Raw genomic sequence first — 20,694 nt, forward strand, 5'->3', positions numbered from 1 at the left:
TAAACCAATGAAAAAATGTATCCTCTTATTATCGCTGTTATTGACCGTTGGCATGCAGGGGCAAGATGCCGTTACATTGCTCAAATTTGAAGAAGCCGAAAAGGCCTTTAACTCGGGCGATTACAGGGCTGTTATAGAGAAACTTGCAGAAGTTGAAGCAGGGATAGGAGTTACCTCAAAGACACTCTACCTAAAAATCATGGCACAAAACCAGTTGTTGGGTGCAGAAAACAAAGTATTTACAGATCCATCAACAACGCTTGACTTTACATTGTTGCGCAGTTTGTTGGAAAATACCCAGACCTATATAAATGCCATGAAGGAACAAGGGCTTGACGATAGGTTTAGGGAAGTGCACAATATTCATGAAAAGCTTAAAGCCTACCCCAAAACCGAAGCAGAATTAAAAAACATATACACAAAACCCTTTGTAGAAACAATTGATAAATATTATGCAAGCATTGGTGGTCAAGAAGATATTGCCAACGTAGAGACAATGGTTGTCGAAGAAAATCAAGAAAATGATTTTAACAGCCAGTATGTAGAAAATTACAGTAGTACCATCATCACGAAAAAAGCAATAGGGAAATATTCCCTAAGTATAGAAGGCCCGCATGGAAGCAAAACCGTATTCAATAAGGAAAAGGGCGTTTACAAAGGTATTTTATTTACTTCGAATTTTGAACATACCAAAAAGCTCTACGATAAATTGACTTCAAATAGCTTATCGTTGGTTTCGGTATTGCCCTTTAACATGGATGATGTCCAATCCTTAAAGATCAGACAGGGCAGTTTTAGTGGTGAAGAAGCCACTATTGTTAACCAACAGCAAGAAGTTAACAGTACTAATTATAGTGTCAATTACTATTTTAGTAATACATCGGGTAGGCTCATTGGCACCGTTACAAGTTTAAAAGGCGGTGTGGTTACAATAATCCGATTTACAGATTTCCGTGAAGTTAAAGGCTTGACTTTCCCTTTTAAAAGGATTACAAAAACCTATCAATTATCTGAACATGGCAAAGAAGGATATAACTATGAAGAAGGGTTGGGAGATGAAAAGTTGGCCCTTTTGATGGAACAGGACAACTACATGTCGAGTATTATAAATACAACCACCCGGTTAAAAATAAACGAACCCATACCCGAAAGTGTTTTTGAATAAAAAATAATTATGAAGAAAACCATATTTCTCCTACTATTGTTTATGGCGTTTGGTTCCCAAGCCCAAGATGCCGTTACATTGCTCAAATTTGAAGAAGCCGAAAAGGCCTTTAACTCGGGCGATTTTAAAACGGTATTGGAAAAGCTGGACGAAGTGGAGGCCATGGCGCAACCCACATCAAAGACCCTTTATTTAAGAATTGCATCGCTGAACCATCTGTTTGATGGGGAGAAGCTTTACAACAACCCGGAACAATACGGGCTTTTGGAAGGGCTTAGGAACCATGTAAACACCTATTTAGAGGCAATGGCCAACTACGAACTAGATGATAGGTTTAGGGAAGTGTACCAAATTGGGGAAAACCTCAAAAAATATCCCAAGGACAGAGCAGCCTGGGAGAAATGGAACCAAGAGGAAGACAACAGAAGAAACCCCAAGGAGTATTACCCCAGTGGCGCCTTAAAGTCGATAACCAAAACAAAGGAAGGTTCCAATACCGTTGCTTGGCAGGCCTATTATGAAAATGGCCAACTAAAGGAAGAGGGAGAAAAGATAGGGGAGAAAAAAGTGGGTCCATGGAAACATTACCACGAAAATGGACAACTGGCTGCCCAAGGAACCTATTGGGATGGTGGAAAGATCACTGGGAAAATAGGGAGATGGTACTATTATTATGATAATGGAACAACAAAAGAAGCAGTCAATTATAGATCGGTTTCCTATACGGATGGTACGGTACGGTCGCATTTATGGGGCCAATATTTAAGCTGGTATAAAAATGGACAATTAAAGGAGGAGGGTACTTTTGAAAAGGAGATTGAGACTTTATTTGGGACTGGGTACAATGAAGGCAATAATAGGAAAGTAGGTAAATGGAGTGAATATTATGAGAATGGTCAATTGAAAACATATCAAGAATACGATGAATATGGTTACCATGCTGGCCTTTATAAAAGTTACTTCGAAGATGGAGTTGTGAAAACTTCGGGACAATATGGAGGCTACCATGGTAGTTTGCCAGTTGGAGAATGGAAAACCTATTATGAAAACGGCAACCTAAAATCATTAAAAGCGTACAGTAAAGATGGGTATAAAGCCAAATGGGAACTGTATTACCCAAACGGAACAATTAAAGAATCCGGCAGATATAATTATAAGGATAATAAGGAAGGTAATTGGGAAGTATATCATCCCAACGGTCAACTTAAAGAGGAGGGAAAGTATAAATATGGTAATAAACATGGTAAATGGAGCTATTATGACCAAAATGGGAACTTGATAAAGGAAGAAAAATTATAGAAAGGGGGTAGGTCAATATCGTTTATTTAGCTGTAATAGTTAAGACTTAATCTGACAATCTTAATAAATTAGTTTAACCCTTAAATTAGATTTGTCAGATGAGTACAGAAGAAAAGATCATCAAACCAAAGTAGGATTATTAAAACTTGCCAAACAATTGGGCAACGTATCCCAAGCCTCTAAAGTGATGCGATGGTTTCTTTTGTAAAAAAGACCATGGCGAACAAACAGATAGATATGCGAAAGGCAAAAAGGATTTACAAATTGTACGGCGAGGGTGCCAGCAAACGACGCATCAGAAAGGAACTGGGCATCTCCCGCAACACGGTGGCCAAGTACATCGAGTTCTTCAAGTGTTACAGGCTGACGCCCTGCGAGGTCTCGGAGATGACCCTGGAGGAGATCCACAGGCTCTTCAAGGCAGACCAAAAGCCCAAGAGCGAACAGCAGGGCCCACTGCTCCAGTGTCTGGGGAAAGGTAGGTTCATACCTGCAGCTGTGCACCACCCATTGCTTCATATTGTCGGATCTGGCATTGAGCGGCACTCCGCCAAAATAATTTAAGATGTCGTTCAGGGCCGGAATCACTTGGGCAAGGGAAGCATCGGGCAATGCTTTTGCAAAACCAAAACCACTGAAAGGAAGTACCCCTATAAGTACCGGACAGGCGATAATCTCCCCAGTAGAAGTGGACACATAGCTTAACTTAGCACCTGCAAAATCAATTTCCAGAAGCTCTCCGGGATTATGTTTGAAGAGCATCGTTGGGCTCTTTAAATTGATCTGGATATCCAACAATTCACAGAAGCGGGAGTAGCTAAAGCCTTCTGGATATTACTTTGAATACTCCTGCCAGAGCAGTAGTCTGGTGACTCCGACACGCCTTAGTTCGGCGATAAAATAATCCGCTTGCTCCAAAAAGGAAAGTTTACGGACATCAGGGGTCCGATCCGGTCCTTTCTTTTTGGTTTTCACCAATTCGTAAAGTTCCGCATCTTTAAGCTTTAGAAGTGTATCATAATCAAATCCACTGGTCTCCTGTTTTGTGCGGTCTCTCCTTTCATCCTTCCGTATCCCCTGTAAACACTGAGTTTTAGCTTTTGTTCAGGGTGTCCCAGCTTTTTATTGGAGTCAAAATGCTATTTTTAGCTTTACTATGTTTGTCAGGAATAAGCCTAATAAGAGCGGGTTGGTCAGCGTCCAGATCATTGATAAATCATCCGGCAGGTACGTAGTGCGTGAAACTATGGGGAGTTCCGAAGATCCTCTGGAGATCGCCTTTCTCGTAAAGAAGGGCAAACAGCGGATTTCACAGCTTTCGGGACAGGTTCCGTTGGGCTTTGATAAGGATAGGGAGTTGGAATTCGTCGATGCCTTTACGAATAGTCTGGATACCTTTTATCTGGTAGGCCCAGAATTGCTTTTGGGAAAGAGCGGTATAATGAACTATGGAACATAGAGAGGACCTTTCGCATCTCGAAATCTGATTTAAAGATACGCCCCATCTACCATAGATTGAGAAGAAGGATCGAGGCACATATTTGTGTGTCGTTCGCGGCATGCAAAGTATATAAAGAGCTGGAAAGACAATTAAAGGCCAAAGGGTCCCCCCTGAGCCCTGAACAAGCGATCAATATTGTAAAGACAATATACCAGGTCGGTATCCAATCCCCATATTCAACGACAAGACACAATAGATTGGTGATAAAAAATCAGGAACAGAAAGATCTGGTCGATCTGTTCGATTTAGATAAAATCCCTAGTTAGAGGTCAGGGTGTCCCAGTGCACAAAACAGGAAATAATCCGCTTGCTCCAAAAAGTAAAGTTTACGGACATCCGGGGTCCGATCCGGTCCTTTCTTTTTGGTTTTCACCAATTCGTAAAGTTCCGCATCTTTAAGCTTTAGAAGTGTATCATAATCAAATCCACTGGTCTCAAAGATGCCCCGGCAGGAATGGATAGTGGGCCTGGAGACACCGGTCTGCTCTGCAATACTGCGCTCTGATACAGCTCGTTTTAGGAATAATAGTATTTGTCTAACTTTCTGCATACCAAGGGTTTTATTGGCCATAATTTTAAGAAGTTGGTTATGCAGCCTAATGTACTCCAGCATTATGGATTTGTTCCCTTGGTGGTAAACCTTGCTTCGGAATCGGTGGTAAACATTGGCTCGGAATATCCAGTCCAATTCTTGGAATTGATTTTTCATCCTTTTTTTTTGGACCTTATTAGGTGTTTTTTGGTTTATTATTTTTCCAAAATATCATTTAGATTTACATGAAACTTTTTAATGAAAAAAAAAAGGATTCATTTGGGCCATTCTGTCCGAAAATAAATAGCTACAGATATAAACATTGGCAATGGGCCAATGATTAGGTAAATGGATTTTTAAGCGCACAATTCCTTAAGTATTTTTTAGAGAAGGTTTTTGTCCGATTAAGCGAAGTTCTTCTTGTCACCGTTTAAAACTTTAAATTCTTTGGGCAAGAACAATCTTCCAAAGGATTAAAAATATCTTCATAAATCAAGCTAAAATTTGCCTTTTTGCCTTCAGGACTTCAATAGGGCCTTAATTTGGACTTGCAGGAAAAAAATGGGCTCTTAAGTTGAAGTATAGCCGATATCTTATTGGATATACTTTTGAGAAAACGGTCCCTATGGAATAGAATTTGTACCTTTATTCTAAGAAAAAGAAGCTATTATGGCGACAATCGATTTAAGGAAAACGGTCAAGGAGTACGTGGATACTGCGGACGTAAGACTTTTAAAAATGATAAAGGCACTGGCCGAAAGCTACCAAAAGGACGAGCAGGAACTTACCTTGGACGAAGAGCAATACCAAATGATAGACAGGCGAAGGGAAGCGCATTTAAAGGGCGAGAGCAAATCACTTACTTGGGAAGAGGTTAAAAATAATGCAAGAAACGCCAGCTAGTAAATGAGCTATATTTTGGAGATTAAGGATGAGGTCAACCTGGAAATCATAGAGGCATACCTTTATTATCAAGAAAAACGAACAGGACTGGGCGAGGAATTTTTGGAACATTTGGACGGTTATTTTGAGAGGATTGTTTCGAACCCGAAACACTTTCCTAAAAAGCGGAAACCTTACCGGGAAGCATTCATAAAACGTTTCCCGTTTCTAATTGTTTACGAGATCATAAAAAACAAGATAATTGTTTACTCCGTATTCAACACTTGGCAAAATCCGGAGAAGAAGAAAAAATAATCCTCCAAAACAAATCACATTTATTTTCCAAAAACTCCCTGTCTTTTGTTCTGTTCTCTGAATGGATGAGACGGATAATGGGAGTCCTTGAAAAACGCAAATTCATATCAGCCAATATTTCGTTTAAGTACTTTAAATCGATTTCTTACGGCCATATTCAATTTTTTCCGGCAAAGGTGGTATACCTTACCCATTTATATAGATATTAGTGTTCCAGCATATTCCATTATCCATTATTTAAGGTCCAGATTGTCTTTTTTGTTGGAGCTCCATTATCAGTACCTATGAGTGAAAATGAGCCAAATACATCTTTTTATCAATTCATATATTTATTGTTATTGTGCCGAATATCACACCTCTAATCGGTTCAAATCTCATTTCTTAAACATGAAATAAACGGCTAAAATCAAAAAAAGAAAGGAAATGATATGGTTCGGACGAAACGTTTCTGTCTTGAAGACCACCAGGGTGAATACCGCAAAAAACAACGAATGCTGTTACCTCTTGCAGTACTTTCAATTGGATGAGGCCGAACGGTCCCCCATGCTCCTTTTACCCAATCCTTTGGCGGGTACTTGTAACATATGTTCAAACAGCGCTATGCCCCCAAATGATTAGTATTATGGATACAAACCCAAGCTTATTGAACCACTTCCATTCTGAAAATTTGAGGTGGCCATACCAGGTCATGATCATAAATGAATTGCTCATGACCAACAGGCCAATTATCAAAAATGCTTTCATCGAGAATGTTAGGGTTAGTTAATCGTACCGGGACCTTGATCCATGGTCAGATGCGTGCTCTTTTCAAAGGGTGGAAATCACATAAAATCCAAGATGGGATGAGTGTGTGCCTGGGACATATAATGAACAATGCACATGGATAATGATCCCGGACGGGACGATTACTTTTTGAGTTTTTTGAGTTCCCTTTTGGATGCCTTCAAAATCTTATGGAGTTCTTTTCTTTTCTGTTTGCATTTTGATTTTGATATTTCCTCTTTCGTGCGAAACAAAAGGGATTCACAATAAGCAATTCTGTATTTTTTTGGGAATTGCGTAACCTCTTTGTACAAGGGGTCGATTTGTGGCAGTGTTGAAGATGAAAAATATTTCGTTAAAAACAATGTGGAGCTATTTAATTTAACCCTAGTTCATAAGATGACAATTTTTATGCCAAGTATGATGAAATACATGTAGTTAATACAATGAAATTTTATGCGCGACGGGTTATTAATCCTTTCAAGGAACGGAAATGCTTCAAACTCAAGTAAAAACGATTTGTATGGAGGTCGATGGCCACTGAAGTCTGTTCCAAGGGTCAATTGTCTATAAAAAAGTAAAACCACCGACAGGATATTGAAACCTGACCTTAAAATTTTTTTAAGAATTCTAGAAAATTACATCTGAAACCTGGAACTCAAACCCTTTCGTGCAAAAAACCAATCTTTTCGGTCAATTTTTTTAGCGTAAATCAAGAAGGAGTAACCTCCACAGAATTGTGCCCTGATAAATGTCTTAATAGGTAGTGCACATACATGATCATCAGAGCGGCGAAAAGATATTCGTTGAAGTAGTTGTATGCTGGATGTGAGCTTGGTTGATAGACTTTAAAGGAAACAATATAGTTCAAAAGGGTCAGCATGCAAAAAAAAGCCATATACCTTACCTTTGAAAAGCATGCAAAATAGGTCCTGCAGGAGAGCAACAGGGAAATTTCTTTGGAACAATATTGTCCCATAATGGGCCATAAAAAGATAAGGGGCAGTGAGAACAACCTGGCTTCCCTTGCCAAAGCCCCCACGAGAACGGCAACGGTGTTTATGGAACAGCTCACCACAAATGCCCGGACAAAATCTTCCTCTGACTTTTCACGGTCATGGCCATGGGGACCAAAGATGAAGTAAACGAAAACACCCAAGGTCAAGACAATCGAGATCAGGGTCTCGATGGAACTATGGGTATCCCTGAAATTTTCACCGATTGAAAATAATCTGGACTCAAATTCGAGTTGAGTAGGTTCCCAGAGACCATTCTGTTCCAAAAAAACCATAAGGAACACGGCATAGACCAGTATGGGCAAGCCTATCAAAAGGTAATCCAACAACCGTTCAAAGGAATATGGTTTTCGATTTTTAGGGCTAAGGTCCGGAGAAAAGGCCAAAAGTCCCGGAATCAAAAAAGCGGTGTTCTCCCGGGCTATCATCGCAGCTGTGAACCAAAGTACGTAACCCAGCCACTGTCCTTTCAAGAAACAGGTTAGACCTGCAAAGAGCAGGCAGTACTGTAACGGTTCATCATAACTGAAGATCGGTGGGAAAAAGGCAAATAGCACCGAAAATGACAGGAAGAAGATAATGATGTTCATGATGCCTTTTACATATCCCGAATCCATCACCCTCGAAAACCTGAATAACAACAGTCCGGCTAGGAACAGAAGGGAAAAATTCACCCAAACAAAGGCCTTGCCCAAAGTTAATCCCAAGCCGTTTGACACCTGTTCTATCAAGAGGGTCGTCAAAGGTCTCCTGGCAAAGGGGGCAAATTCCTTGTGATAGGTAATCTGTGAGGTGAGGAACCCATTGGAGATGACGTCGTTTTTTTCGTTGATTATACTGTCAACGTCACTGGACATATGGATTTCAAAAATTAGCAGGCAAAATCCAGCACTTATCAAGTAGGGAAGAATGAATCTGAATATTTTCAAAGAACCTTTTCCGAAAGAATTGGGGGCATCACCAATCTTGGCCATATGGTTCTTTAAAAGATACATACGCCGGATGCAAGTTTGAATATATCAAGTGTCATTGGTGTTGCGATATGGATATCCACTAGCTTTCGATGAATTTAAGGAATCTGGGGGAGATTTAAAAAAGGAACAATAATTTAGTATGTTGGAATCGAAGATTTGTATGATTACCATTTTTAAAGGGCTTAATTGAGATTTGATAAATTGGTTGGATTGCCATAATTCCCTATATGGGCCATAAACCCGGATTCCACTTCATGTATTGATGGCTTTAGGACAGGTCACTTTTTGTTCCTGAACCTGCTGCCAAAGGAAGGGCTGTTTTCCATGCTGCTTTTATCTGATGTCCGTAAAAAGAGATTTCAAAGATTTTCTATGGAAAATCCATCAGGGATGAGCCCAAAGTAAAGGTATTTCCTGATGCAACGGACATATGCAAATTACATGACATTTCCAGTTTGGAGCAAGACCCTTGCCCTGAATTCATCGAACTCTTTACAGAATTTTTCAAAACGGATATTTAAAGACTCATGACTTACCGTATGCATTGCATTTTTTCTAATGTGTTTGGTTGGGGTCAATCTCAACAGGTCCGCTTGGTGGCTATCCACTTCCACCTTGAGATCGGCAAGTACTTCCGACTTGACCTTGACCATTTTTTTGAAGTGGTTGTTCCTTTCCCGCATTGTGCGGGTCATGACAGTTCCAAAGGCTTCCGAGGTCAACAGTCTGTCAAGGAAAACAACCTCGTTCTCCATATGTTTGACAAGAGATTTCCATCGTCTTATGTTGTAATTGTAGTACGATAGCATTTCTTTAAAGGTCTCATCTTATTGGTTCATACTTATTTGTTTTTACGCTGTATGGAAACTTCTCCTTTTAGCGGGATAAACCCTTATTTCTTGGCCAGTTTGAGATACTCCCTAAAATGCAATCTTCCCATGAAAAGCCTTGCTGAATTGTCAACAATCTTCTTTGCGCTTTCATCTGAATAACCAAGCTGGATGGTGTATCCGATCATTAGTTTTTGCTCTTGGGCATTCATATAATGGTGTTTGTAGACCATACTGAACAGCTGATATATCCGTCCCAGCTTTTCCTCTTCATCCTTTGGAGGGAGAGAGATGAATTTTTTTGGATTGGCAAGGATATGACCATATTCCTCCGGTCTTATCCCAAGCTTCTCGGAAAATCTTTTGATTACTTTTTCTTCTTCTGCATTGAGCGAACCGTTGGCGGTCATCATTTTAACTACGGAAGCAAAATTGGCCACTTTATTTTTGTATTCCTTTGATTCAAAAAAACTAACAATTTCCATATTTCTGATTTAGTTGATGAATTTGGTGAGTAACAGGTCGACCACATCAACAAGAATCAAGATGATAATCACCCATTCCAATCGGCTGCTCTCGCGATGGTAAGTCATATCCTTGAACAGTTCAAGATTATCCTTGATGATCTCAATCTGATAATGGATACATCTATATCTGTTCTTTAGGTCAAATGTGATTTTAAGATCATGGTCCAATTTGTTTAAGTTTTCATCCTCCCACGTAGCCTCGGGGGAATCAAAAATATAGAGGTTCTCCGAAATTTTGTTCTTCACGTTCAGTACACGGCCAATGTACCTTTTGAGCTTGGCTCCACTAATGCTCAACCGCCCATTTTTTTCCAGATTGGCAGTATGTTTTTCAGTGTCAGTTAGAATTCCCGAGGTAATCCCTGCATATCTGTTCAATGCCACTGATTGGGATACATACAACATGATCAAACGAATTGAATCGACATGGAATGTCGTTAGGTTTACCTTGTCAAAGGTGACCTTGCTCTCCTTTTTGTCAGTGCAAACCTCAATTTTTTCTATAAGATGGGTTCTCAAGGGATTCCTACAGTGGGGGAGAACCTCCTTGACCACTTTTACCCTTTCCTCTGAATCGGCATTATAGGTGCACACCACACCATACTTAAAGATATGGACAAATTCGCCCTTATACCGTTCAAAAAACAGTTCATCATTATCCGAATATAGAAGCTTGGCCTTGAACGTCGACTTACAGGAAGGTATGGAAACTGCCTCGGCAATCTGATGGGCATAGGCAAAATGCCCAGATGATGAATCCAATTTTCTTATTTCTGGGGCAATCAAATCCAATGAGGTTTTCATGATAAATAAATCTTAAACTGTTGTTAGGTGATTTCAAGTATTAATGGTCTAATTGGGAATCGATTCCCCCGGTGGTTCCCGTTCTGATATATTTATGTCCGTCAACGATAGTGTGAGCGAATTCGGAAACATGGCCATATACTAAAAATCACTTAGGGTCGAAGGTTTTGGCAACCACTTGTCTTTCATCAAGAACATTGTGGAACCCATTTCTTAACTGGGGACTATTACTATCTCCATATTGTCCATTTCCAAATTGGCTTGATTGTTCCATTTCAGTTTTTATTTTTGGATCCTTGACATTGTGTCCTTCTCTTCCAAGTGTCGAAATAGCCATCAGTCCATCCCTTTTTTTAGTTGTATGGCTATCAGGTTCTTCAAGGATTTTTGATACAAGTATTGAGGCAACAAGTGCAGTGAACAAGAACAATGATTTTTTCATTTTGCATACATTTAATATGATATTACAATGAATCTCGCCGAAAGTTATATCACCTCAAGATCGGCCGCTTTTAGCGGAAATTTGCTCAACAATCCGCATGTGATATGCGAAAAAATCCTTTTTACTCTATAGTTTTTTACTTTTCTGTTCTTAAGTGGGTCGTTTACTTGATGGCCAACTGTTCTTTGTCAGGTCTCGTTGGCTGAATAGGTCATGGGCATGCATCTCAAGATATAACCTGACAAAGGGGGCAATAAATAATCCATGGGTTCCAAGGAATGATTTTTCCCTTGGTAATTGGTGTACAACTGTGAAGATCATCGCTAAGATCCGGCTCCTTAACCGTAAGAAAGCTTTTGAAATAGATCCCACTATATCTCAAAGCCCGAATCGAATAAATAGGTTTCATCGGGAGAACGGTCTTTTCTCTACTATTTTGACCACTCAAATTCCAATCTAAAGGTAATGCAATTTCGGTCGTGAAGAATTCTTTTGTGTTAAATTTAAGAAATGTGCAAGTGGCTCTTTAACAGTGAAATAAACTTAAATTCATACTTATTGAAAGTGAGTGTCATGGTAAATAAGACAGGGTATTGGCTTATAAATGCAAGTGCCAACCCTCCTTGCTCTATCGTTCCTTTTAATTTATGTTTTTGAGAACCGACCTTTAATCGGGTTCCGTATTCTATTGTCCAGTTTTCTCCTTAAAAAGAAGTTTGTGTGGACCCTGGAAAAAACTAAACGACAGTTTCATAAAAATTAGCCAAACTTAAATACAACCTATCGGTTTTTTCACTTCATTTGGATTATGATTTAAGAGCCTCGCTTACGGCGAAAGGAAATGCTTGCAAACAACAATGTCGGGGTTTTGGTATATAGGGAATTCGTCTCCAAAACCATCTACAGGATAGGTGCCCGACGAAGAGGATGTATTCCCAAAATCATTACGCCAACTAGTGTTCCATACCTTGGTCTTCGGACCAGCCTCCAATTTTTTTTACATAGCCTGATTAAGACCTGTTCCATACAAGGGGCCTATTATTGCCCCCCTTCTCTGTATGCATTCAGGACAGGTGATTCTTTTACTGACAAATACTGAATTTATTGATCCAAAATTATATACTATGAAAACCGTAATTATTTTAATGACCCTTGTTTTTTCCTTGATGGACATGTCCCAAGAGAATACGATTACCGCCACTTATGATGGCCTGGAAGTAGACATCTATTATTTCACGGATGATGATGGCAATACCTACTCGTTCCAAGGTGTGGAAGATGCCGTGTTGAAATCTTACAATCTTTCCGATGAATCTCTCGTAGGCCGTAATTTCAAGGTTATCTATATCATAAAAAAAGAATTGGACGGTGATACTGATGATACCTATGAGAACTATATTATCACTGGACTTTCATTGATTGATTGATTTCAAAGAGACATCATTTCTTTATCATGGGGAAGCCAAAAAAGCAGGAGCAAAAAGGAAAAAGGATGTTGTTTGTTTCACGCTGGGGCGAGATTTTGGATGTTGCCCTTGCCGTAAAGAATGAGGGACATCATGTCAAACTGTTCATAGAGGATAAATCGTCGCGTGAGATCGGGTATGGTTTTGTGCCCAAAGCCTTTGATTGGAAAAAGCACATCAAGTGGGCCGATTACATTGTGTTCGACTATACGGGGTATGGTACAGCATGCGAGGATGTAAGGTCCACAGGAAAATTGGTCTTTGGAGGTTCCCCATACACGGATCGTCTCGAATTGGACCGTAATTTTGGTCAGGCAGAACTTCGAAGGCACAAAATAAAGACTTTGGCATCCAAAGATTTTGACTCGTTCTCAGATGCCATTGGCTTTATTGAAGCCAACCCAAATGCCTATGTGCTCAAACCGTCCGGAAACACACAGGAGCTTAAACAGCTGTTGTTCGTGGGCAACGATGACCGTGGGCAGGATGTGATCCGGATGTTGTATGCCTATGAGAAATCATGGGGCGACCGCTTTGGTACGTTTCAGTTACAACATAAGGTGAAGGGCGTTGAGGTTTCCATAGGTGCCTACTTTAATGGAAAACAGTTTTTACAGCCTGTGAACATTACATTTGAGCACAAGAAACTGTTTCCCGGGGAGCTGGGGGTTTCAACAGGGGAAATGGGCACCAGTATGTTCTGGACAAATGACTCTCCGTTGTTCCGGAGGACATTGAAACCTTTCGAAAGTACTTTGGCGGAACAGGGGTTCCATGGACATATCGACCTGAACTGTATTGTCAATGGCAATGGACTATATCCCTTGGAGTTTACTTCAAGGTTTGGATACCCCCAAGTGTTCATCCAACGGGCGGGTCTTTTGGATCCCATTGGTACACTACTTATGGGGGTCGCGGATGGAACCAAAACCCAGATCCAGGTAAGAAAAGGGTTCCAGGTTGGGGCATATATTGTTGTGCCCCCATTTCCTTACGATGATAAAAAGACGTTTGAGCTTTTTTCCAAAGACGCCGTGATAGTATTTAAGAAAGACCAAAAAGAGGGAGTACATCCAATGCATGTGAAAAAAGTGAACGAACAATGGCTTATTACTGGAAATACTGGAATAGCGGTCTTGGTGACCGGTACCGGGATTACCATGCGGGATGCACAGAGGAATATGTACAACCGTATCCAAAATGTCATTGTCAACAATGGATATTACCGAACTGACATCGGTGACCGATGGTTGGAAGATTCGGATAAACTGTGGTCATGGGGACTATTATAGATTTTGACCAAAATGGGAGACAATTTTTAAAGTGGGAAAGACCCCCAGATCAGTTCTTGGCAGCTATGCCTGAAGAATGGCGGTGGGATTTTCACATTTATCTGGAGAATACCACAGGTCATATGGAGTTGTTTGCTATCACGGAACAGGATCATATTTTGGGGGGAGGAATGGTATTCAAGGGCCTTCCACCAGAGATGGAAATTTTTGAAAAGGAAGTGGAACCTTTAGTGGAAAGAGGTTATTTATATATTGGTTTCCTATTTGTGGTACCGAAGTACAGAGGACAGTTTATAGGAAGCACTTGGTTGAGATGTATGAAGGCTTTATATAGCGACAAAGGTTTTTGGCTCACGGTTGAAGAACCGGGTCTAATTGAATTTTATGAAAAAAATGGGTTCAAATGGACGAGTACTCTTGTCCAAGGTAAACGGTATGAAGAACTCTTGAAGTCCGAACCATCGAAGTATTTTGGAGGTTAGCCAAAAGCATCTTAGCGGGATTTTTTTTCATGTTTGTAGCAGCCATAATTCCAAGAACCTACTTCTGGTACAGCATAAGCCAAAGAACAGGATTTTATGTCCAACCATCGTTCTGGATAGGGGCATATCAATCATGTCTCAAGGGATTTTATTATATAGGCCATCAAAATACTTATGATAAGACCTATGTTCACCTTTGCAAAATCCCTTCCAATGACCCTATAGGTCGATTTCAGCTCCTTTTTCTTTAAAGAAAGGGGAGAGTCAAAGGGTGTAAATAAAAAATCCTTGACAATCAATAGATTATCAAGGATTTAAGCGGTCTGGACGGGACTCGAACCCGCGACCCCCTGCGTGACAGGCAGGTATTCTAACCAACTGAACTACCAGACCAATGATTTTATCTTTGTAAGACTCCGACAACAGTCAGATTCAAATCTTGTTCATTGCTTTTTTAAAGCGAGTGCAAATATACACTCTCATTTCGGATTCGGCAAAACATTTTTTTAAAAAAATGGTCAAACAAATTTTTGCCGCTCAATCATAAAGGAATTCAATACTTGGGAGAACCCTGATCTAACATCCACGCCCACATATTTTATTTGGTATTGTGCACATTTTAGTTTGAGGCTTTTCTGGTATTGCAACACTTTTTCCGAATATGCCTTTTTTATGGAATCGGCATACAAATCTATTTGCTCGCCCGTTTCCACATCAACAAAACGTTTGGGGGCATTGTCAAAATCAAAGTTGAGCTCGTGGGCTTGATCTAATAAATGAAAAAGAACCACGGCGTGTTTGTTGTATTTAAGGTGCCGAAGCGCTTCAAAAAGTTTTTCCTCTTCGGTCTCCGTTTGGAACATATCCGTAAACAAAAAAATCAAGCTTCTTCGGTGTATTTTCTCCGCTATTTGATGTAGAAACGTGTAGGTTTTGGTCTCTTTTGTGTTTGTTTTATGCGTGGCCACTTCGTTCAATTTGGAATACAGCATTTGAAAATGGCGTTCACTGTTCTTTTCCGAAGCGTGGAAATCGTAGGTGTCCGAATAGATGCTCAAGCCAACGGCATCCCGTTGTTTCTTCAAAACCTGCATCAAAGCGGCGATGGAAAGCACCCCAAAACCAATTTTGTTGAGGTTGTCCAAGGAATACTCTTTCACTTCCGGATAGTACATCGAACTGGAGTTGTCCAAGATCATGTGGCACCTAAGGTTGGTCTCGTCCTCAAAGCGTTTGGTGTATAAGCGGTCTGTTCGTGCAAAAAGTTTCCAATCAATATGTCTGGTACTTTGCCCTGGGTTATAAATTTTATGTTCCGCAAACTCAGCGGAGAACCCGTGGAACGGACTTTTATGGATTCCACTGATAAACCCTTCCACAATTTGGTGTGCCAAAAGCTCTAAATTTTGGAAAAGGGTTGCTTTGCTAAGTTCCGATCGTACGTCCATAACTAATTTGTGCAGACAAGATAAAATAAAAAAGGCTTGGCAAGTGCCAAACCTTTTTTAAAATCTAATTCCCTAATTGTTATTACAGAGCTGCATCAATGGCATCTGTATATACTTTTTTAGGAGATACGCCTACTTGACGGTTAACAACCTCACCGTCTTTAAAAACTAAAACGGTTGGAATGTTGCGTACGCCATATTTAGCGGCAAACTGTTGGTTTGCATCAACATCTACCTTGCCAACAACAGCTTTGCCATCGTATTCTTGCCCTACTTCTTCAATGATCGGACCTACCATTCTACAGGGTCCGCACCATGCTGCCCAAAAATCTACTAGGACAGGCTTGTCACTTTTTAAAACTACTTCGTCAAAAGTTGCATCTGTTATTTCTAGTGCCATCTTATTTATTTTAATATTGTGCAAAGTTAGTCAAATAATGCCCATGTAACTTACATACGGCGTATTCGTTTTAATTATTGCGCCATTGACAATAATTATGATCTAATTCAGCTTGTAGTGAATTTCATTTGCTTCCAGTTCGGAAAGTAACTCGCTGTTTATCTTCACCTTTTGTTTTCGGCTCGATAATTTGAGTTTGATTTCCTCCTGCATCTCATAAATTACAAAACTTATGGGATGATCCCCTTTATGTAATGTTAAAGTGTCTTTCAAGGTTTTGATACGTTGTTCCTGCAGACGATCTATGTTCAGTTTGATGGTAAGCTTTTTCGCAAAGGCATCCATCACGTCCTGAAGCTGTTTAAAATCGTTGAACTGAAGCCTTGGATCCCCTTTCTTGCCCGTGTCCCGGTTTACCCAGCCCTCGCGCACAAACGCCCGCACATGTACAAAAGAGTTGATCATTAAAAAATGACGGAACTTTAGGTATTCCTCACCAAAAATGCGCAATTCGTACGAATCGTTGTAATCTTCCAAAGTGAAGAGCCCCCAACCTTTACCGTTTTTAGAGACTCGGTGTTGTACATCGGTAATTACACCGGCTACGGTCAACTCACGATTCACATGCTCCTCTAAACGAGAGAAATCGGATACCGTATTCTTGCAAAATGCCTTGATCTCCTTTTTGAAATCATCCAAGGGGTGACCAGAAATGTAGATGCCCACCACTTCTTTTTCCCGACGCAACTTTTCCATGGTGCCCCATTCCTCGCAGGGCGGAACAATGGGTTCGGGAATTTGAACCTCACTAGCTTCACCAAAAAGGCTCACTTGTGATGAATTTTGGTTCTCCTGAAACTTGGAGCCGTACTTGACGGCCTTCTCCAGGAAAGAAATGCCATCGCCATCATCATGGAAATACTGGGCACGATGCGTATCACCGAAGGAATCAAACCCTCCGGCCAATGCCAGGTTTTCGAATGCCTTTTTATTGGCTGCACGCAAATCAACCCGTTTGGCCAGATCAAATATGGATTTGTATGGGCCTTCTTCCTTACGGTTTTCCACAATGGTCTCCACTGCCGACCGCCCCACACCTTTAATGGCGCCCATGCCAAAACGTACCGCATTGTCCTTGTTTACGGCGAATTTATAGTAGGATTCGTTCACGTCCGGCCCCAACACCTCAAGCCCCATTCGTTTACATTCCTCCATAAAAAAGGTAACCTGCTTAATATCATTCATGTTGTTGGACAGCACGGCGGCCATATATTCGGCAGGGTAGTGGGCCTTTAAATATGCTGTTTGGTAGGCGATATAGGCATAACAGGTGGAGTGACTTTTGTTGAAGGCATAGGAGGCAAATGCTTCCCAATCCTTCCAGATTTTTTCCAGCACATCCCGTGGGTGACCGTTTTTCTCCCCGCCGTCCAAGAACTGGGGCTTTAATTTTTCAAGTAGGGCGAATATCTTTTTACCCATAGCCTTCCGGAGCACGTCCGCATCACCTTTGGAGAATCCGGCCAGTTTTTGTGAGAGCAACATCACCTGCTCTTGGTATACGGTAATCCCGTAGGTTTCTTGGAGGTATTCCTCCATTTCGGGGAGGTCGTAGCTAATCTCCTCTTCACCATGCTTTCGTGCAATAAAACTTGGAATGTATTCCATTGGGCCTGGGCGGTACAGGGCATTCATGGCAATAAGGTCATCAAAAACCGTAGGTTTCAGGTTTTTCATGTGCTTCTGCATCCCGGGTGATTCGTACTGGAATACCCCTACGGTTTCACCTCGTTGGAAGAGTTCATATGTTTTTTCATCATCCAGCGGAAAATCATCGGGGACCAATTCTATTCCCGTTCTGGCCTTCACGATTTTTACCGTATCCTTGATCAAGGTCAAGGTCTTTAATCCCAAGAAATCCATTTTTAACAGCCCGGCGCTTTCCACTACGGAGTTGTCGAACTGGGTAACGTAAAGGTCAGAGTCCTTGGCAACGGATACAGGTACAAAATTGGTAATGTCATCCGGAGTAATGATTACTCCACAGGCATGAATCCCTGTGTTTCGCAACGACCCTTCAAGAACACGGGCCATTTTAAGGGTTTGCCCTTCCAAATCATCGGTTTCTGCAATATTTAGGAGCTCATACACCTTCTCCAAGTCATCGGAACGGAACTTCTTCTTCAAATCGGCTTCGTCCACTCCAAAAATCTTATTGAGCTTGGACATGTTGGGAATCAATTTGGCTATACGGTCGGCGTCGCCCAGGGGCAAATCCAACACACGAGCAGTATCGCGAATGGACGATTTGGCCGCCATGGTTCCATACGTAATGATTTGCGCCACTTGGTTGGCCCCGTATTTATTGATTACGTAGTCCATTACACGGCTACGGCCCTCGTCATCAAAATCAATATCGATATCGGGCATGGACACCCTGTCCGGATTCAGGAACCGCTCAAAAAGCAGATCGTACTTTAAGGGGTCGATGTTGGTGATCGTCAAACAGTATGCCACCACAGAACCGGCTGCGGAACCCCTCCCGGGCCCTACGGACACATCCATATTGCGCGCTTCGCGGATAAAATCTTCTACAATCAAAAAGTAGCCCGGATAGCCTGAGTTTTTAATGATTTCCAACTCAAAATCTATCCGTTCCCTGATTTGATCCGTAAGTTCTCCGTACCGTTTTTCGGCTCCTTTATATGTGATATGCCTCAGGTAGGCATTCTCACCGCGATTACCTCCGTCGATTTCATCTTCTGGGTCTTTAAATTCTTCTGGAATACTGAATTTGGGGAGCAAAATATCACTGGCAAGGTCGAAGGGCTCAATTTTGTCCACAATTTCCTTGATGTTCAAAATGGCATCGGGTAGGTCTTTGAAGAGTTCCTTCATTTCGTCCGAAGACTTAAAATAGTACTCTTGGTTGGGAAGGCCGTAACGGTAACCTCTGCCTCGCCCGATGGGGGTGGATTGTTTTTCCCCATCCTTTACGCACAGTAAAATATCGTGTGCCTCGGCATCTGTTTTATTGCAATAATAGGTGTTGTTGGTGGCGACGAGTTTTACATTATGGTCTTTGGCCATACGTACCAAAACTTGATTTACACGATCTTCGTCTTCTTGGCCGTGGCGCATTATTTCGATGTAAAAATCGTCGCCAAATTGCTCTTTCCACCACAAAAGGGCTTCTTCGGCCTGTTTTTCACCAACATTTAAAATTTTGTTGGGGACTTCACCGTACAAGTTTCCGGTAAGGGCGATTACATCTTCCTTATATTGTTCAACAACTTTTTTGTCGATTCTAGGTACGTAGTAAAACCCATCGGTATAGGCAATGGATGACATTTTAGCCAGATTGTGGTACCCTTTTTTGTTTTTGGCCAAGAGCACAATTTGATGCCCGTAGTCCTTTACGTTTTTATTGGTGTGGTCCTCGCAGACAAAGAATTCACAACCTACAATGGGGGTAATTTCTTTTTCGGTAGCTTGTTCCCCATTGGCTATGAGTTCTTCATTTTTGGCCTTGGCCGCTTTGTTGTGTCCCATTACTTCCTTCACAAAATGAAAAGCGCCCATCATGTTGGCATGGTCGGTAAGGGCAACTGCAGGCATGCCATGGTCGGCCGTTGCCTTCACCAAATCTTTTATGTTGATGGTGGACTGAAGCACGGAGAATTGGGAGTGGTTGTGCAGGTGGACAAAAGGCTCGTCTTCCAAGGTCTCTACATTCTCTTGGATTTCCTCATCCGAAACACCTCCTGTGTCCTCCGCCCAAAGTGCATCGGCTATTTCTTTTGATGCGGCCTTTAGGTTGATGTGCTTTAACCCGATGAGTTCAATCTCTTGCGGGTTGGCCTCGGAGAAACGCTCAAAATAATCGGGTTGAACGTCTAGTTCTTGGTGGGAATATTGTTTTTTACGGACCAACTCCAAAAAGCAACGTGTGGTGGCTTCCACATCGGCCGTTGCGTTGTGTGCTTCGGCAAATGGTTCCCCGAACAAAAACTCGTGCAGTTCGGTCAGGGTAGGCAATTTGAATTTTCCACCACGTCCCCCGGGTATTTTACAGAGCTCTGCGGTATGTTCGGTACAGGTGTCGAGTACTGGGAGTTCGATCATTGGACTTTCCACGCCTTCACGGTGGAATTCACACCCCATAATGTTAATGTCGAACCCTACATTTTGACCCACAATAAATTTTGTCTGTTGCAAAGCCTTGTTGAAGGCTTCCAACACCTCGTTCAACGGAACGCCTTTTTCTTCGGCCAAGGCGGTGGAGATGCCGTGTATCTGTTCCGATTCGTAAGGTATGTTGAACCCTTCGGGCTTTACCAAAAAGTCTTGGTGTTCTATTAAATTACCGAGCTCATCGTGCAACTGCCATGCTATCTGGACGCATCTTGGCCAATTATCGGTATCGGTAATGGGGGCGTCCCAACGTTTGGGCAAACCAGTGGTTTCCGTATCAAAAATCAAGTACATAAGCTATCTGTCTTGGTCAAAAAAAGAATGAATAAAAATACGGAAGAAGAAAGGTTTGATAAAAAAGAG

At 41.4% G+C, this 20,694-nt stretch carries 20 protein-coding genes, 1 tRNA gene and 1 pseudogene; 11 read left to right on the forward strand and 11 right to left on the reverse strand.

Features of this window, described 5'->3' with window-relative positions; all coding sequences use genetic code 11:
• Nucleotides 1-7: 7 nt before the first annotated feature.
• The 6 genes and pseudogenes from VM932_RS02235 to VM932_RS16725 all read left to right on the forward strand — a co-directional run.
• Nucleotides 8-1,165, forward strand: coding sequence for a hypothetical protein (locus tag VM932_RS02235; RefSeq protein ID WP_326276945.1), 1,158 nt, complete (start codon nucleotides 8-10; stop codon nucleotides 1,163-1,165).
• A 9-nt stretch (nucleotides 1,166-1,174) separates the two neighbouring features.
• Nucleotides 1,175-2,464 carry a toxin-antitoxin system YwqK family antitoxin gene (locus VM932_RS02240; protein ID WP_326276946.1) on the forward strand — a complete coding sequence of 430 codons (1,290 nt, stop codon included), beginning with the start codon at nucleotides 1,175-1,177 and terminating at the stop codon, nucleotides 2,462-2,464.
• Nucleotides 2,465-2,656: 192 nt separating this feature from the next.
• Nucleotides 2,657-3,028 (forward strand): hypothetical protein, encoded by a 372-nt coding sequence (locus VM932_RS16715; RefSeq protein WP_428979815.1) that lies wholly within the window; start codon nucleotides 2,657-2,659, stop codon nucleotides 3,026-3,028.
• Between the two features lies 1 nt (nucleotide 3,029).
• Nucleotides 3,030-3,164 carry a hypothetical protein gene (locus VM932_RS16720; protein WP_428979713.1) on the forward strand — a complete coding sequence of 45 codons (135 nt, stop codon included), beginning with the start codon at nucleotides 3,030-3,032 and terminating at the stop codon, nucleotides 3,162-3,164.
• Nucleotides 3,165-3,653: 489 nt separating this feature from the next.
• Nucleotides 3,654-3,923 carry a hypothetical protein gene (locus VM932_RS02250; RefSeq protein ID WP_326276948.1) on the forward strand — a complete coding sequence of 90 codons (270 nt, stop codon included), beginning with the start codon at nucleotides 3,654-3,656 and terminating at the stop codon, nucleotides 3,921-3,923.
• A pseudogene (locus VM932_RS16725) lies at nucleotides 3,896-4,231 on the forward strand (IS1634 family transposase); the annotation flags it as partial. The gene VM932_RS02250 and the pseudogene VM932_RS16725, both read left to right, overlap by 28 nt.
• Here the strand turns inward: VM932_RS16725 and VM932_RS02255 are convergent.
• Entirely contained in the window at nucleotides 4,228-4,674 is a 447-nt protein-coding gene (locus tag VM932_RS02255; protein WP_326276949.1) for a hypothetical protein, read from the reverse strand. The pseudogene VM932_RS16725 and the gene VM932_RS02255 overlap by 4 nt on opposite strands.
• 492 nt (nucleotides 4,675-5,166) lie before the next feature.
• Here VM932_RS02255 and VM932_RS02260 point away from each other — a divergent pair, with 492 nt between their 5' ends.
• Nucleotides 5,167-5,400 carry an addiction module protein gene (locus VM932_RS02260; RefSeq protein WP_326276950.1) on the forward strand — a complete coding sequence of 78 codons (234 nt, stop codon included), beginning with the start codon at nucleotides 5,167-5,169 and terminating at the stop codon, nucleotides 5,398-5,400.
• 3 nt (nucleotides 5,401-5,403) lie between these two features.
• Nucleotides 5,404-5,694, forward strand: coding sequence for a type II toxin-antitoxin system RelE/ParE family toxin (locus tag VM932_RS02265; RefSeq protein ID WP_326276951.1), 291 nt, complete (start codon nucleotides 5,404-5,406; stop codon nucleotides 5,692-5,694).
• A 588-nt stretch (nucleotides 5,695-6,282) separates the two neighbouring features.
• On the opposite strand, the gene VM932_RS16730 is transcribed toward VM932_RS02265, so the two are convergent.
• The 6 genes from VM932_RS16730 to VM932_RS02290 form a co-directional block, all read right to left on the reverse strand.
• Nucleotides 6,283-6,438 carry a DMT family protein gene (locus VM932_RS16730; RefSeq protein WP_428979714.1) on the reverse strand — a complete coding sequence of 52 codons (156 nt, stop codon included), beginning with the start codon at nucleotides 6,436-6,438 and terminating at the stop codon, nucleotides 6,283-6,285.
• Between the two features lie 730 nt (nucleotides 6,439-7,168).
• Entirely contained in the window at nucleotides 7,169-8,329 is a 1,161-nt protein-coding gene (locus VM932_RS02270) for a hypothetical protein (protein ID WP_326276952.1), read from the reverse strand.
• Nucleotides 8,330-8,883: 554 nt separating this feature from the next.
• A complete protein-coding gene (locus VM932_RS02275) occupies nucleotides 8,884-9,201 on the reverse strand; it encodes a hypothetical protein (RefSeq protein ID WP_326276953.1) in 318 nt (105 codons plus the stop codon).
• Nucleotides 9,202-9,338: 137 nt separating this feature from the next.
• Entirely contained in the window at nucleotides 9,339-9,761 is a 423-nt protein-coding gene (locus tag VM932_RS02280) for a hypothetical protein (RefSeq protein WP_326276954.1), read from the reverse strand.
• A gap of 9 nt (nucleotides 9,762-9,770) precedes the next feature.
• The gene (locus tag VM932_RS02285) at nucleotides 9,771-10,607 is read right to left on the reverse strand and encodes an RMD1 family protein (protein ID WP_326276955.1); all 837 of its coding nucleotides are present in this window, start codon (nucleotides 10,605-10,607) and stop codon (nucleotides 9,771-9,773) included.
• A 148-nt stretch (nucleotides 10,608-10,755) separates the two neighbouring features.
• Entirely contained in the window at nucleotides 10,756-11,049 is a 294-nt protein-coding gene (locus VM932_RS02290; protein WP_326276956.1) for a hypothetical protein, read from the reverse strand.
• Nucleotides 11,050-12,173: 1,124 nt separating this feature from the next.
• On the opposite strand from VM932_RS02290, the gene VM932_RS02295 reads away from it, so the two are divergent.
• The 3 genes from VM932_RS02295 to VM932_RS02305 all read left to right on the forward strand — a co-directional run bounded on the left by VM932_RS02295 (nucleotide 12,174) and on the right by VM932_RS02305 (nucleotide 14,289).
• Nucleotides 12,174-12,476, forward strand: a complete 303-nt coding sequence (locus tag VM932_RS02295) for a hypothetical protein (protein WP_326276957.1) — start codon at nucleotides 12,174-12,176, stop codon at nucleotides 12,474-12,476.
• A gap of 65 nt (nucleotides 12,477-12,541) precedes the next feature.
• Entirely contained in the window at nucleotides 12,542-13,807 is a 1,266-nt protein-coding gene (locus tag VM932_RS02300; RefSeq protein WP_326276958.1) for a phosphoribosylamine--glycine ligase, read from the forward strand.
• Nucleotides 13,792-14,289 carry a GNAT family N-acetyltransferase gene (locus VM932_RS02305; protein WP_326276959.1) on the forward strand — a complete coding sequence of 166 codons (498 nt, stop codon included), beginning with the start codon at nucleotides 13,792-13,794 and terminating at the stop codon, nucleotides 14,287-14,289. Before VM932_RS02300 ends, VM932_RS02305 begins: the two co-directional genes overlap by 16 nt.
• Before the next feature lie 319 nt (nucleotides 14,290-14,608).
• Here the strand turns inward: VM932_RS02305 and VM932_RS02310 are convergent.
• The 4 genes from VM932_RS02310 to dnaE form a co-directional block, all read right to left on the reverse strand.
• A tRNA-Asp gene (locus VM932_RS02310) sits at nucleotides 14,609-14,682 on the reverse strand.
• Nucleotides 14,683-14,807: 125 nt separating this feature from the next.
• Nucleotides 14,808-15,737 carry a DUF58 domain-containing protein gene (locus VM932_RS02315; protein WP_326276960.1) on the reverse strand — a complete coding sequence of 310 codons (930 nt, stop codon included), beginning with the start codon at nucleotides 15,735-15,737 and terminating at the stop codon, nucleotides 14,808-14,810.
• 82 nt (nucleotides 15,738-15,819) lie between these two features.
• A complete protein-coding gene (trxA, locus tag VM932_RS02320) occupies nucleotides 15,820-16,137 on the reverse strand; it encodes a thioredoxin (RefSeq protein WP_275649610.1) in 318 nt (105 codons plus the stop codon).
• 102 nt (nucleotides 16,138-16,239) lie between these two features.
• Nucleotides 16,240-20,625 carry a DNA polymerase III subunit alpha gene (gene dnaE / locus VM932_RS02325; protein ID WP_326276961.1) on the reverse strand — a complete coding sequence of 1,462 codons (4,386 nt, stop codon included), beginning with the start codon at nucleotides 20,623-20,625 and terminating at the stop codon, nucleotides 16,240-16,242.
• Nucleotides 20,626-20,694: the final 69 nt, after the last annotated feature.

It is taken from the genome of Flagellimonas halotolerans, assembly GCF_035818535.1.
GTDB lineage: Bacteria > Bacteroidota > Bacteroidia > Flavobacteriales > Flavobacteriaceae > Flagellimonas > Flagellimonas halotolerans.